Origin of the sequence: Bacillus sp. SIMBA_008 (genome assembly GCF_046535495.1) — a bacterium.
GTDB lineage: Bacteria > Bacillota > Bacilli > Bacillales > Bacillaceae > Bacillus > Bacillus subtilis.
In genome coordinates this window covers 334,234-348,880 of record NZ_JAWRWL010000001.1, presented here as the reverse complement: position 1 = coordinate 348,880, position 14,647 = coordinate 334,234, and the positions used below count along the sequence as shown (strand labels likewise).

The following is a 14,647-nucleotide window of genomic DNA, read 5'->3' as shown; positions in this document are numbered from 1 at the left end:
CTGTTATTATAACATACCTTCAGCGAATTTTCATTGAGGCAGAAGGAAAGGGGCCTTTACCCTTTTCTAATGTACGGTTTTCCGTTACCCTGTAATTAAGTAAGGAGAGATGATAGATGAAGCCATTGGCATATCGGATGCGTCCGACAAAAATAGAGGATATTATCGGCCAGCAGCATCTGGTGGCTGAAGATAAAATTATTGGCAGAATGGTCCAGGCAAAACATTTGTCATCCATGATTTTGTACGGGCCGCCCGGAATTGGAAAAACATCAATCGCAACAGCAATCGCCGGTTCAACAAGTATTGCTTTTCGAAAGCTGAATGCTGTCATTAACAATAAAAAAGATATGGAAATCGTAGCTCAGGAAGCCAAGATGTCCGGCCAAGTGATTTTGATTCTGGATGAAGTCCACAGACTGGATAAAGGAAAACAGGATTTTCTATTACCCTATTTAGAAAACGGGATGATTATTTTGATCGGAGCAACGACGGCTAACCCGTATCATGCCATTAATCCGGCGATCAGAAGCCGGACCCAGATTTTTGAGCTTGAACCGTTAACACCTGATTTGATTAAACAGGCACTGGAACGTGCGCTCCATGATGAGCATCGGGGCCTTGGCACCTATTCTGTATCCATTGATGATCAGGCGATGGAGCATTTTGCCCACGGATGCGGAGGAGATGTCCGCTCCGCTTTAAATGCGCTTGAGCTTGCCGTGTTGTCAACGAAGGAGTCAGCAGACGGTGAAATTCACATTACATTAGAAACCGCGGAAGAATGCTTGCAGAAAAAAAGCTTTTCTCACGATAAAGATGGTGACGCGCATTATGATGTACTGTCCGCTTTTCAAAAATCGATCCGCGGCTCTGATGCCAACGCTGCTCTTCACTATTTGGCTAGATTAATTGAAGCCGGTGATCTGGAGAGCATCGCAAGACGATTGCTTGTTATCGCCTATGAAGATATCGGTTTAGCAAGCCCGCAAGCCGGTCCTAGAGTGCTGAACGCTATTCAGACCGCTGAGCGAGTCGGGTTTCCTGAAGCGCGAATCCCGCTGGCCAACGCAGTTATTGAGCTTTGCCTCTCACCGAAATCAAACTCTGCCATTCTGGCAATCGATGAGGCCCTGGCAGATATCAGAGCCGGAAAAATTGGGGATGTCCCGAAGCATTTAAAAGACGCGCATTATAAAGGAGCTCAGGAATTAGGAAGAGGAATCGACTATAAATACCCGCACAATTACGACAACGGTTGGGTCGAACAACAATACCTCCCTGATCCTCTGAAAAATAAGCAATACTATAAGCCGAAACAGACAGGAAAATTCGAATCCGCCTTAAAGCAGGTGTACGATAAATTAATGAAAAGAAAATAAAACAAAAACAGCCTTGATCATCAAGGCTGTTTTTATGCATTATTTATCCTTCACACGTTTGATTTCAATGTCTTTCAAAAGATCCATGACAACATGTCCGCCCATAATCAAACCTGCAACTGACGGCACAAAAGCATTAGAGGAAGGCGGCATTTTTGCTTTACGGATTTTCGCTTCGTCATTCCCCACTTCTTTTCTGACATCTTCCCGAATGACAATCGGGCTTTCATCAGAGAAAATCACTTGAACGCCTTTTTTGATACCCTCCTTGCGTAATTTCGTACGGACGACCTTCGCAATTGGATCAGTGTGCGTTTTTGAGATATCAGCGATTTGGAAGCGTGTCGGATCCGTTTTATTTGCAGCACCCATGCTGGAGATGAGCGGAATATCCCGTTTCAGACATTCCTTCATTAAATGAATTTTATAACAAATGGTGTCTGACGCATCAATGACATAGTCAAGATCATAGTCAAAAAACTGCTCATACGTTTCCTCCGTATAGAACATTTTTAACGAGATTACTTCACACTCCGGGTTAATGTCTGCGATCCGCGCCTTCATTAAATCAACTTTCGGCTGTCCGACAGTTGAAAGCAGCGCGTGAAGCTGACGGTTTACATTTGTAATGTCGACATCATCTTTGTCGACAAGCAGAATGCGGCCGACGCCTGACCGCGCGAGAGCTTCCGCCGCGAACGACCCGACTCCTCCGACTCCAAGCACAGCAACTGTGCTGTTTTTCAGCGTTTCAAGGCCTTCTTTTCCGATAGCTAATTCATTGCGTGAAAACTGGTGTAACAAGAACCTCACTCCACATTCGTATTCTGGTTTCATCTATAAAATGGCTGATCCATGAGCAGCCGTTTTTCTGCGCACAAAAAATAAAGTCCCAATAGTGCCGTTGCAGCTTTCCTTTGTTTTGAACCCGCTCTCAGCAGGTGGGTGCCCTCTTTTAAATCTTGTAAGTCCTCTTTACCGAATGAAAAGAGGCATGTACGCCATTTAAAAATGCGGGCTCCCAAATCAAAAAAATGTTCGGTCAAAACTAGGTGTACAACTAACACATCAGGACTTTATTTAACTTGTCAAAATCATATCACAGACGATTTTGATTTTCAAGAATCCAACTGCACATTCAGTTCTTAACTTTTTTCTTGATAGAAAGATGAAGCTCGTCAAGCTGAGCGTCACTTACTTCTCCAGGCGCCTCTGTCATCAGGCAGCTTGCACTTGCCGTTTTCGGGAATGCAATCGTATCTCTCAGGTTCGTACGTCCTGCGAGAAGCATAACGAGACGGTCTAAGCCAAGTGCGATTCCGCCGTGCGGAGGAGCGCCGTATTCAAATGCTTCCAGCAGGAATCCGAACTGTTCAGCCGCTTCTTCTGGTGAGAAGCCGAGAAGCGCAAACATTTTTTCCTGAATATCCTTTTCGAAAATACGGATTGAACCGCCGCCAAGCTCATAGCCGTTTAAGACGAGGTCATAAGCTTGTGCTTTCATGTCTTCAGGCGCTGTTTCAATCAGCTCAAGGTCTTCCCGGACAGGCATTGTGAACGGATGGTGCGCTGCGTAAAAACGGCCTTCTTCCGGATCATGCTCTAATAGCGGCCAGTCGATGACCCATAAGAAATTGAACAATTTTTCGTCAATCAGTCCGCGTTCTTTCCCAAGCTTTAAGCGCAGGGCGCCGAGTGATGCGGCCACAACTTCGAATTGATCCGCTCCGAACAGCAGCAAATCACCTTCAGCAGCATCAAGTGCTTCAATCAGCTTAGACTGCTTTTCTTCATCAAAGAATTTAGCGATCGGGCCTTTCACTCCGTCTGCCTCAACCTTCACCCAGGCAAGCCCTTTTGCCCCGTAGTTTGCAGCAAAAGCGCCAAGAGCGTCGATGTCTTTTCTGGAGTAATCGCCGGCACCGCCTTTTACATTGATGGCTTTGACCACGCCGCCGTTTGCTACAGCTGATGAGAACACTTTAAATTCCGTATCCTTTACAATGTCAGACACATCCGTCAAAAGCATGTCAAAACGCGTATCCGGTTTATCAGACCCATACTTGTTCATTGCTTCGTCATACGTCATTCGAGGAAGAGGAAGCTGAAGTTCCTCACCTTTTGTTTCACGCATAACCTTTGCCATCATCTCCTCAGCCAATGACATAATGTCTTCCTGGCTCATAAAGGACATTTCAATATCAATTTGCGTAAACTCAGGCTGACGGTCCGCACGCAAGTCTTCATCGCGGAAACAGCGGGCAATTTGATAATATCGTTCAATGCCTGATACCATCAGAAGCTGTTTAAATAGCTGCGGAGACTGCGGCAGCGCGTAGAACTCACCTTCGTGCACACGGCTCGGCACCAAGTAGTCACGTGCGCCTTCAGGCGTGCTTCCTGTTAAAATCGGCGTTTCAATATCAAGAAACCCATTTTCATCTAAAAAGCTGCGAACAGCTTTCGTCACGTTATGGCGCAGCTGCATCGTCTGGAACATAGCCGGTCTGCGCAAATCTAAGTAACGGTGTTTTAAACGAACGTCCTCTGACACTTCTTCAGCTTGATCAGAAATCGCAAATGGAGGTGTCTTTGCAGCATTTAATACGTTCACTCCATCAGCATGTATTTCGATCGCGCCTGTTTTCAAATTCGGATTAACTGTTCCCTCTTCACGCGCCACCACTTTTCCTTGAATATCAAGCACGTATTCATTTCTGATGCCTTCCGCAATAGCAAGCGCTTCTTTTGACACATCAGGGTTAAAAACGACTTGAACAATGCCCGTACGGTCACGCAAGTCAATAAAAATCAATCCGCCGAGGTCTCGTCTTTTTTGGACCCAGCCTTTCAGCGTTACAGATTCGCCAATTGCTTTTTCAGTTATATCACCGCAATAATATGTTCTTCCAAACAATGCGTTTCACTCCTTATCCCTTTTGGTTTGCCTTCATCACATGTATAAATTCATCAAGTGCCACTTCAATCTGTTCGCCCGTCTGTGCATCCTTTACATTGATTTTGTTTTGGGCAAGCTCATCTTCACCCAAAATCGCAATAAATCTGGCCTTTAAGCGATCAGCTGTTTTAAACTGGCCTTTCATTTTCTTATTTTCATAATCGATTTCACTGGAAATGCCTGCTTCTCTCAGTTTGTACACCAATGAAACAGAATAATCCTTTGCTTTTTCGCCGAGTGTGACGATATAGCAGTCGATTCCCTTATCAACAGGCAGCTCTCTTTTTTCAGCATCAATTGCGGCAAGCAAGCGTTCGATGCTCATCGCAAATCCGATGCCCGGTGCTTCAGGTCCGCCGATCTGTTCGACAAGCCCGTCGTAGCGTCCGCCGCCGGCAAGTGTCGTAATCGCGCCAAAGCCCTCCGCATTGCTCATAATTTCAAATGCGGTGTGGTTGTAATAATCCAGCCCTCTCACAAGGTTCGGATCGATTTCATACGAAATGCCAAGATCATTTAAGTATTGTTTCACTTTTTCAAAATAAGCGGCTGATTCTTCATTTAAATATGTCAAAATCGAAGGTGCCGATTTCATCAGCTCATGATCACGGTCTTTTTTGCAGTCCAAAATTCTAAGCGGGTTCGTGTGCAGCCGGGACTGGCAGTCTGAACAAAATTCTTCGATGCGAGGCTCGAAGTGTTTCACGAGCGCTTCTCTGTAGCTTTTGCGGCTATCTTGATCGCCGAGACTGTTTATGACAAGCTTAACGTTTTCTAAACCTGCTTTTTCATAAATACTCATCGCAAGCGCCATTACTTCAGCGTCGATTGCAGGGTCTTTCGAACCAATCGCTTCAATTCCAAACTGATAAAACTGGCGGTAACGGCCCGTCTGAGGACGTTCATAACGGAACATCGGCCCGACATAATAAAGCTTTGTCGGCTGTACAGGATTTGCGAACAGCTTGTTTTCATTAAAAGCGCGAACCGCAGCAGCTGTTCCCTCCGGACGAAGCGTCAGGCTTCTGCCTTTGCGGTCCTCGAAGGTATACATTTCTTTTTGTACGATATCCGTTGATTCTCCGACGCCTCTGGCAAACAGTTCTGTATGCTCAAAAATCGGTGTGCGGATTTCTTTATATTGATAAGTGCGGCAAGTGTCTCTCATAATTTGTTCAACAAACTGCCAGCGATCTGATTCTCCAGGCAGAATATCCTGTGTTCCTCTCGGAATGTTATATCCCATAGGTAGACCTCCTTATGTATTCCTTATAAAATATCCAATGATCGTTAATGATGAAAATGAAAAAAACTCCCGCCCCTACTATACATGATAGTAGGGACGAGAGTTATACCCGTGGTGCCACCCTAGTTGGAATACGTTCATATTCCCGCTCGATCCTTTAACGCAGGTTCACGTTCACTGCCTAATGGCGTTATTCACGCGTTCAGCAGGAAACCTCCGGAGTGTTGTTTCGAGAAAGACGCAATGGGATCCGCTTTCAGCCTAGGGCGGGTTCCTCTCTAATCATGCAATCTGACCTACTCTTCTCCATTATTGGTTCGAATCTTTCATCATTTGCTATGTACTCAATTTCTATTATAATAATGGGATTGGGGTTCTCTGTCAAGCTTTATTCCGGTTGTTTTTCCTCAGCGCTGCTTCTTTGGACATAAGACCAAATTCAGATGCTGTTTCCGTAAGATAACCAGTCGTATCGGGATCTGCGTGATCGCTGTAATGCAGATTCGCTTCACCGTCGTGAAATGCACGTCCCATTTTTGGATGATATTTCATGATTTGCACACCTTTTTGATTGTATTTACGCTTAGTATAAACAAATCATTTTATTTTTATTTAAAAATCAGAAAGGACTTTACGATATTAAACAAGAATGCTTTTTTAATGATCATCAGAAAGGAGGACACAATGAACAAGAAATACTTTGTCCTTATTGTATGTATTATTTTCACCGCAGCGCTATTCCCGACCTTTTCATCCGTTACAGCTGCTCAAGGAGAAGCGGTCATCGCAACAGATGAAATGAACGTCAGAAGCGGCCCTGGGCTTAGCTACGGCATTACAGCGGAAGTAAAAAAGGGAGAACGCTATCCAATTTTAAAGGAAGATGGAGACTGGGTGCAGACACAGCTTGGTTCTGGAGAAAAGGGCTGGGTAGTCTCCTGGCTTATTACAAAGGAAGACCAGGCCAGCACAAGCTCCTCAGGAAGCAGTGACACTGTGACATCAACAGACCCCGATCTGCGGATGAGAAGCGGCCCGGGCACTTCCTACGAAGTCATCGGCAAATTCCCGCAAGGCAGCCAAGCATCTGTCATTGATAAAGATTCGGGCTGGATCAAGATATCCTATCACAGTGCCACCGGGTGGGTATCATCTGAATATGTCACATCAGGAGGCAGCAGTTCAGCGTCTGATGAGAGTGACCAAACCGAGGATTCGGGTGCGTCAACGACGGGCACAGTCGGTGTTTCTTCGCTAAATGTAAGAGCCTCCGCCTCACATGACGCGGCAATTATAACAAAACTTGATCGCGGAACGAAACTGACGGTTCTCAACGAGAAAAATGGCTGGGCTCACATTGAGGTGAACGGGCTAAAAGGCTGGGTTGCAAGCCATTACCTTTTGACTAGTTCTGTTCCAGCTGATGATTCAGCAAATGCCGGCAGTTCATCCTCCGCTAAAAAAGCCTATATCATGTACGGAGGAACGAATCTAAGAAGTGATGCGTCAACATCAGCTTCGATCGTTGAGCGCGCTGCCAAAGGAGATTCATACACCATTACCGGTTCAAAGGGAAGCTGGTATGAAATAAAGCTTGATAACGGGCAAACTGCTTATGTAGCCAATTGGGTGGTCCAAACGTCTAAAAGCGCAGAAGAAGCAGGTGAACCGCCAGTCTCTGATTCCCCGTCTGGAAACGGCTCTCTAAACAATAAAACGATTATTGTTGACCCGGGACATGGAGGAAAAGACAGCGGAACGATCGGGTATTCGGGGAAATTCGAGAAAAACCTGACGATCAAAACGGCAAAACTGCTCGCCAGCAAACTTAGATCGGCTGGAGCGGATGTATATGTGACACGCCAGGATGATACCTTTGTCAGCCTGCAGTCACGGGTCTCTACCTCTCACTACCGTAACGCTGACGCCTTTATCAGTATTCATTATGACAGCTATGCGGATACCTCTACTAGAGGCAGTACAGCATATTACTACAGTCCTGCCAAAGATCAGGAACTCGCATCAGATGTCCACTCAGAAGTGGTGAAGCGTTCTTCCATTCCAGACCGCGGCGTATTATTCGGAGATTATTATGTGCTCCGGGAAAACAGACAGCCCGCAATGCTGTATGAGCTGGGATATGTAAGCCATCCGCAGGAAGAAGCCATTGTACATAGCAATTCATACCAAGAAAAAGTAACAGATGGGATCGAAAGCGGATTAGAGAAATACTTCCAATAAAAAAAGCTGCCTTTTGGCAGCTTTTTTTATTTTGAATCCATAATGAGCGTGACCGGTCCGGAGTTTGTAAGCTGAACATCCATCATTGCTCCAAACGTTCCGGTCTCCACTTTGATTCCCTTTTCACGAAGCAGGTCATTCCATTTTTCATAAAGACCTAAAGCTTTATCGGGTTTGGCCGCGTTCATGTAGTTCGGCCGGCGCCCTTTTTTCGTATCTCCATAAAGCGTAAACTGTGAGACGGATAAAATCTCTCCTCCTATATCTACAAGAGACAGATTCATTTTTCCTTCACTGTCATCGAAAATACGGAGATTGACAACTTTATCGGCTAAATAAGCTGCATCATCTTCTGTATCATCATGAGTGATGCCGACCAGCACCATGAGGCCTTGTCCAATTTGGCCGACGACCTCTTCGTCCACTGTAACGCTTGCTTCTGTTACTCGCTGAACAACTAATCTCATTTTCTAACCCCTTTAGTTCATGACGCGGCGCACAGAATAGATATCTCTAATCTGTTTAATACGCTCGACGACTTTGTGCAAGTGATTGATATTCTGGATAAAAATCGCCATATGAATGGTTGCCACTTTATTGCGATCCGATTTGCCAGAGACAGATGAAATATTGGTTTTCGTTTCATTCACTGCCTGGAGTACCTCGTTCAGCAATCCGCGGCGATCATACCCAAGAATCTCTATCTCAACATTGTATTCCTTGCGCTTTTGAACCTGTGACTCATGTTCCCACTCTACCGGGATCAGCCGCTCTTGGGCTTCATTCGTTTTGACATTCGGACAGTCTTCGCGATGGACCGAAACCCCTCTGCCTTTTGTGATAAAGCCGACAATATCATCACCTGGCACAGGATTGCAGCATTTTGATAAACGGACAAGGAGGTTGTCGATGCCCTTGACACGAACGCCAGCTTCCCGTTTTCTTCCTTGCGGGTATGGCTTAGGTTCCCCAGTGACTTCCTGAACGATCTTTTCCTGTTCTTCCTGATCGCGCTGCTTTCTCTCTTTTTCTGTTAGGCGGTTCGCCACCTGCAGAGCCGTAATGCCGTTGTAACCGACCGCCGCGTACATATCCTCTTCATTTGAGAAATTAAATTTGTCAGCAACCTTTTGAATATTCTCCGGCGTTAAAACATCCTTCAATTCAAAATCCAAGTTTTTAATTTCTTTTTCGACCAGCTCACGGCCTTTTTCGACATTTTCTTCACGCCGCTGTTTCTTAAAGAATTGACGGATTTTATGCTTCGCTTGGGATGTTTGGGCAAGCTTCACCCAATCCTGGCTCGGGCCGTAGGAATGCTTAGAGGTGAGAATTTCAACGATATCACCTGTCCGAAGCTTATGGTCAAGCGTAACCATTTTTCCGTTTACTTTGGCACCGATTGTTTTATTGCCGATTTCAGAGTGAATCCGGTAAGAAAAATCAATCGGAACAGAACCGGACGGAAGCTCGATTACATCTCCTTTTGGCGTAAAGACATACACCATGTCAGAGAACAAATCAATTTTGAGCGATTCCATAAATTCTTCTGCATCTGTCGATTCATTTTGAAATTCTAAAATTTCACGGAACCAAGAAAGCTTTTTCTCAAAGGTTGCACCTTCATTGGCTGCTTTCCCTTCTTTATAAGCCCAGTGAGCCGCAACCCCGTATTCAGCTATTTCATGCATTTCAAAGGTGCGGATCTGCACTTCAAGCGGATCGCCTTTAGGCCCAATAACCGTTGTATGAAGCGATTGATACATATTCGGCTTCAGCATTGCGATATAATCTTTGAATCTGCCGGGCATCGGTTTCCAGCATGTATGAATGATGCCAAGCACCGCGTAGCAGTCCTTTATGCTATTCACAAGAATACGGACAGCCAACAAATCGTAAATTTCATTGAATTGCTTATTTTGCAGCACCATTTTTCGATAAATGCTGTAAATATGTTTCGGACGTCCCGAGAAGTCAGCCTTGATATTTACTTCTTCGACACGTTTCTTCACTTCATTGACAACCTCATCAACATAAAGCTCACGTTCTGCGCGTTTCTTCTTCATGAGGTTGACAATTCTGTAATATTGCTGAGGGTTCAAATAACGGAGCGCCGTATCTTCCAATTCCCACTTAATTTTTGAAATCCCGAGACGATGCGCCAAAGGAGCAAAAATTTCCAGCGTTTCATTGGAGATTCTCCGCTGTTTTTCCTGAGGCAGATGTTTCAGTGTCCGCATATTGTGAAGACGATCCGCCAGCTTGATCAATATGACCCTGATATCTTGAGCCATAGCGACAAACATTTTGCGATGATTTTCCGCCTGCTGTTCCTCTTGAGATTTATATTTAATTTTGCCGAGTTTCGTTACGCCGTCTACAAGCATTGCCACTTCTTCGGAAAATGCTTCTTTCAGGTCATCGAGCGTCACATCTGTATCTTCCACGACATCGTGCAAAAATCCGCCCGCGATTGTGGAAGGGTCCATTTCAAGATCAACGAGTATCCCCGCAACCTGAATCGGATGAATAATATATGGCTCGCCCGATTTGCGGTATTGCTCGCGATGAGCATCTTCAGCGTACAGATATGCTTTTTCGACAAATGCGATATGCTCATCAGATAGATAGCTGCGCGCTTTATCTATAACTTGCTCGGCAGTCAATACTTGTTCGTTCGCCATGGAATCACCTTTTTTAAAATGTAAACTGTATTGTAGTTTATTATCAAGAAAAAAACGAAAGATGTAAAGAGCAGAAGTTCAAATAGCCAAATATTATATAAAATAAATGCAAAACAATAGGAAAAAAGCACCCTGACATGGAGTGCTTTTTCGTTATGCGGTTATCCTTAGTATTTCATCAATGTTAAGATGTCGTAATTTTCCAGCTTATCTCTGCCGTCAAGGTAAGAAAGCTCGATTAAGAAAGCGATACCAGCAACAACGCCGCCAAGTTCTTCAACAAGTTTGATTGTCGCTTCAATTGTGCCGCCTGTCGCAAGCAGGTCATCTGTAATAAGCACACGCTGACCAGGCTTAATCGCATCTTTGTGGATCGTTAATACGTCTTTTCCGTATTCCAAGCCATAATCCACTTTGATTACTTCACGAGGCAACTTGCCTTCTTTGCGGACCGGCGCAAAACCTACGCCAAGCGCGTAAGCAACGGGACAGCCGATGATAAAGCCGCGCGCTTCAGGGCCAACGACCAAATCAATTTGCTTTTCTTTCGCATATTCAACAATTTGATCTGTGGCATAGCGGTATACATCGCCTTTATCCATCAGTGTCGTAATATCTTTAAATTGCACGCCCTCTTTCGGGTAATCCGGTACAATTGTTACGTATTGTTTTAAATCCATCTGTTTTATGTCCTCCTCGTACTTTCATAAGCCTCTGAATCTTGTTTCATCAGCTTATTCAGCCATTCCTTCAGCTCTTCAGCAGAAGAATAATTCAGCTTTTGATCCAGTTCCATCAGCTGCTGTTTCGCCTGATATGTTTGTGAGTCTGTTAAGTCGCGTTTCTTTGCTCCGCTCACAACAGACAGCACACCATTCTCTATTTTAACAAAACCGAGATCAAAAAACACCTTTGTCATGAAATTGATTGTTTCAACGGACCAGCCTTTATGTTTTGCAAGCTCTGAACCGTGTTTTTTCACGTCAAAAGCGCCTCTTTTCAGCAAGAACGCATAATACCATTTAAAGTGGTCTCTTGCGGGAAAAGTTGATAAAAAGTGGTCCTCATGATTGAGAAAAATAAAATATATCCGCTCGGGCGCCTTTCCTTCCAGCAAACGGGCGAGCATGTCCAGCGAAGGCGGCGGATCCAGTAATACAATATATGCACCATCGAGGTCAAACGCCTTTGCTTGATCTTTAGAACTGATGACGTGCACTTCTCGGCGAAGGTCTTCAGTTTGAAGTAATGTTGTTGAGTCTTCTTTGAAAGAGACAATGGCCCGTTTAGCAGATGGAAGGGCGGAAACTGTGTCTTCCCACGTCCGTTTTCCCCTTAAATCAAACAGCTGCCATTCAGAAACAGCGGCATCCTTTATCATAAGCTGCGGCTTTTTTCGATTGTTCCATTCGTTGATTGACATCTCACCGACAATGGAAATTCTTGAACCCGGTACGATGCCTTCTTGAAGCTCGCCTTTATTAAAACCGACGCAATCAAGCTGGGACGACTCGTTTCTGATCGTCATTTTGACATGAGTTTTATTTGCCCCTATCTTGCGGACATCTTCCAGTACTGCGTTTTCTACGAGAACGTGCGGTTTCGGGTTAAGCATGCCAAAAGGAGACAGCATGTTCATTTCTGCGATGCTTTCAACTGTAATGTCCTCGACGCTGCAGACAAGGTCGACTTCCTGTACGGGAATAAAATCCTCTTCCGTAAGCGTATTGTCCGCTATTTCGTTCAGCCTGCTTCGCAAATCCGGCACATCTTCAGCTTTCAGCGTCATCCCCGCAGCCATTGGATGGCCGCCGAAATGAGGAAGAATATCTCTGCATTCAGAAAGGCTCTCAAATAAATTAAAGCCTCTGATGCTTCGGGCCGAACCTTTAGCGATTCCCTTTTCTTCATCAATGCCAAGAACAATGGCCGGTCGGTAGAAGCGGTCCACAAGCTTTGAAGCCACAATCCCGACGACTCCCGGGTTCCATCCAGCTTTGGCCACGACAATTGCAGTTTGATCGAGCCCTTGCTGTTCAACCATTTCAATCGCTTCATCCGTCATTTTGCTGACCATTTTTTGGCGCTCTTTGTTCAGCTGGTCAATTTCTGCGGCAAGCTCTTCCGCTTCAAACGAATCCTCTGACATAAGCAAATGAACAGCGGGATCCGCCTGTTCGATTCTTCCGACGGCATTCAGCCTTGGTGCGAGCTGAAATCCGACTGTTTCTTCGTTCGCTTCTCCGATGTCTCCGCCTGACAGCTTAATCAGCTCTTTTAAGCCGAGCCGATTTGTCCGTCGAAGCCTTTCAAGTCCTAGTGTTGCAATTAATCTGTTTTCGTCATGCAGCGGGACTAGATCGGCAATGGTGCCGATAGCCGCCAGGTCAAGCAGTTCATCAGGAAGTTCACCCAATAAAGCGTGGGCAAGCTTAAACGCGACTCCAACCCCGGCAAGCTCTTTAAACGGGTAAGTGCAGCCAGGCTGCTTCGGGTGGACGATCGCATGGACATCCGGAAGCTCCGGTCCCGGTTCATGATGATCGGTAATGATGACATCCAGTCCGAGTTCCTTTGCCACCTTCGCTTCATGCACAGCGGCAATTCCTGTATCAACCGTAATGATCAAAGAGAAGCCCCGATCTTTAATCGAACGAAACGCCTGTTCATTAGGTCCATATCCTTCTTTAAAACGGTCAGGTATATAAAAATCAACTTGAGCCGACAGTTTTTGCAGCGTGTGAAGCATCACTGACGTACTTGTAACCCCATCGGCGTCATAATCGCCATATATCATAATCTTTTCTTGTTGTGAAATCGCCTGTTTTATTCGATCTGCCGCTTCTTTCATGCCTTTCATTTCAAAAGGATCATAAAAATCGGCATCCTTTGTATGTAAAAACAGCCTAGCGCTTTCTGCCGTATCAAAGCCTCTTTTTACAAGCAGGGACGCAACAAGAGGTGTTATATGCAATTGTTCTGTGAGTGATTTGACCTTATCCTGATCTGGTCGCTGGATTTCCCATCGCATTTTTGACGCTAACATAAATTCACCCCTCAACCACCCTATTATACTAGAGCAGGCTGAGGGGTTTCAAATAATATTCGAAAACTAGTCTTTTTTCTCAATCATGGCTGATGCATCCTGTGTGTCAGTCTGATCAGCAAGATGAGTATCCTCTTGTTTATGTATTGCTGTTCTATTTTCTTTCCGCAAGGTTTTTATTTCCCGCTTCAATTTCATTACCTGAAAAATGCCGACAGAAAATACGATCAGCGCTCCCATTAAAACTGAGCCCAAAATAACAAGAATGAGCGGCCATTCTGATCTTCCAAACAGGTAATCAACTTCTACGGATCGAACATTAATGACTGCGAAAATAGCGACAATTAAGGTGAAAATAAGTGCGAAAATAATGGTCCATTGTTTATTCATTCTCTTTTCCCCCAAACTTCTTATTGAGGTAACTTTCCCCATCAAGACTGGTTTTAAACATGGCTTAACACTAGGTTAAGCTCCCTTTGCTGTTAATTTTTCCCAGATCAGCCTCTTCAGTCCGGTTCCCTCACCGGAAATCACAAGTGTATCGCCTTCGTCAATGACTGTTTCAGAGCTCGGATTCAGTTGTTTATCCTGATTCTTTTTTACAATTGCAATGACCGTTACATGATATTCCTGACCCACATTCAAATCACCAATCGTCTGATGAATGGCAGGCGCTCCCGCCTCTGCTTTACACCACTCTATAATCAAATCATCAAGGGCTGACTCGACCTGTTCTAACGCTTTCGGTTTATATGCCATTCCGCCAAGAATTGCAGACATTTGCCTTGCTTCAGCGTCATCAAACTGCACGGAGGCAACACATTCCTCATGGTCGTTTTCGTCAAAATAGTAAAGCTCTCTTCGTCCGTCATGATGAATGATAATTGAAATTTTATCACGGTTTCTAGTAATCATTTCAACTTTTTGTCCTATGCCCGGCAGCTCTGATTCGCGAACCCTCATATATAAACCCTCCTACATATCTGAAAACCAGTCATAAACACTTTTAACACCATATATATGTTTAAATGTAAGCGTATGTCATTATAGCAAATGTCTATTTTAAGTTCAATGAAACTTCAAAAAACA

General features: G+C 44.8%; 12 protein-coding genes, 1 other RNA gene and 1 other annotated feature. Of the genes, 2 read left to right on the top strand and 11 right to left on the bottom strand.

Annotation, left to right across the window (positions count from 1 at the left end; translation table 11 throughout):
- Positions 1–116 precede the first annotated feature (116 nt).
- Complete coding sequence (locus tag SB658_RS01745; RefSeq protein WP_015714437.1) at positions 117–1,382, top strand: replication-associated recombination protein A; 1,266 nt, start codon at positions 117–119, stop codon at positions 1,380–1,382.
- A 39-nt stretch (positions 1,383–1,421) separates the two neighbouring features.
- Here SB658_RS01745 and SB658_RS01740 read toward each other — a convergent pair whose 3' ends face one another.
- The 5 genes from SB658_RS01740 to SB658_RS01720 form a co-directional block, all read right to left on the bottom strand.
- Complete coding sequence (locus SB658_RS01740) at positions 1,422–2,186, bottom strand: tRNA threonylcarbamoyladenosine dehydratase (protein ID WP_014480428.1); 765 nt, start codon at positions 2,184–2,186, stop codon at positions 1,422–1,424.
- A gap of 81 nt (positions 2,187–2,267) precedes the next feature.
- A non-coding RNA gene (ssrS, locus tag SB658_RS01735) (6S RNA) lies at positions 2,268–2,460 on the bottom strand.
- Between the two features lie 60 nt (positions 2,461–2,520).
- Entirely contained in the window at positions 2,521–4,299 is a 1,779-nt protein-coding gene (gene aspS / locus SB658_RS01730; RefSeq protein WP_003229758.1) for an aspartate--tRNA ligase, read from the bottom strand.
- A 13-nt stretch (positions 4,300–4,312) separates the two neighbouring features.
- On the bottom strand, positions 4,313–5,587 hold the full coding sequence (gene hisS, locus SB658_RS01725; RefSeq protein ID WP_003229755.1) for a histidine--tRNA ligase: 1,275 nt from the start codon (positions 5,585–5,587) through the stop codon (positions 4,313–4,315).
- A gap of 89 nt (positions 5,588–5,676) precedes the next feature.
- Positions 5,677–5,909: a binding site (T-box leader), on the bottom strand.
- Between the two features lie 59 nt (positions 5,910–5,968).
- Complete coding sequence (locus tag SB658_RS01720) at positions 5,969–6,139, bottom strand: YrzK family protein (RefSeq protein WP_004399157.1); 171 nt, start codon at positions 6,137–6,139, stop codon at positions 5,969–5,971.
- A 132-nt stretch (positions 6,140–6,271) separates the two neighbouring features.
- Here SB658_RS01720 and SB658_RS01715 point away from each other — a divergent pair, with 132 nt between their 5' ends.
- A complete protein-coding gene (locus tag SB658_RS01715; protein ID WP_144500667.1) occupies positions 6,272–7,828 on the top strand; it encodes an N-acetylmuramoyl-L-alanine amidase family protein in 1,557 nt (518 codons plus the stop codon).
- Positions 7,829–7,854: 26 nt separating this feature from the next.
- On the opposite strand, the gene dtd is transcribed toward SB658_RS01715, so the two are convergent.
- The 6 genes from dtd to SB658_RS01685 form a co-directional block, all read right to left on the bottom strand.
- Positions 7,855–8,295, bottom strand: coding sequence for a D-aminoacyl-tRNA deacylase (dtd, locus tag SB658_RS01710; protein ID WP_004398689.1), 441 nt, complete (start codon positions 8,293–8,295; stop codon positions 7,855–7,857).
- 12 nt (positions 8,296–8,307) lie between these two features.
- Positions 8,308–10,512 carry a GTP diphosphokinase gene (relA, locus tag SB658_RS01705; protein ID WP_410601061.1) on the bottom strand — a complete coding sequence of 735 codons (2,205 nt, stop codon included), beginning with the start codon at positions 10,510–10,512 and terminating at the stop codon, positions 8,308–8,310.
- 167 nt (positions 10,513–10,679) lie between these two features.
- Positions 10,680–11,192: an adenine phosphoribosyltransferase gene (locus tag SB658_RS01700; RefSeq protein WP_029727134.1), complete on the bottom strand. Its 513-nt coding sequence runs from the start codon at positions 11,190–11,192 to the stop codon at positions 10,680–10,682.
- Between the two features lie 5 nt (positions 11,193–11,197).
- On the bottom strand, positions 11,198–13,558 hold the full coding sequence (gene recJ, locus SB658_RS01695; protein ID WP_015714440.1) for a single-stranded-DNA-specific exonuclease RecJ: 2,361 nt from the start codon (positions 13,556–13,558) through the stop codon (positions 11,198–11,200).
- A 66-nt stretch (positions 13,559–13,624) separates the two neighbouring features.
- The gene (locus tag SB658_RS01690; protein WP_003229740.1) at positions 13,625–13,948 is read right to left on the bottom strand and encodes a LapA family protein; all 324 of its coding nucleotides are present in this window, start codon (positions 13,946–13,948) and stop codon (positions 13,625–13,627) included.
- A 75-nt stretch (positions 13,949–14,023) separates the two neighbouring features.
- Positions 14,024–14,521: a cation:proton antiporter regulatory subunit gene (locus SB658_RS01685; protein ID WP_015714441.1), complete on the bottom strand. Its 498-nt coding sequence runs from the start codon at positions 14,519–14,521 to the stop codon at positions 14,024–14,026.
- Positions 14,522–14,647: the final 126 nt, after the last annotated feature.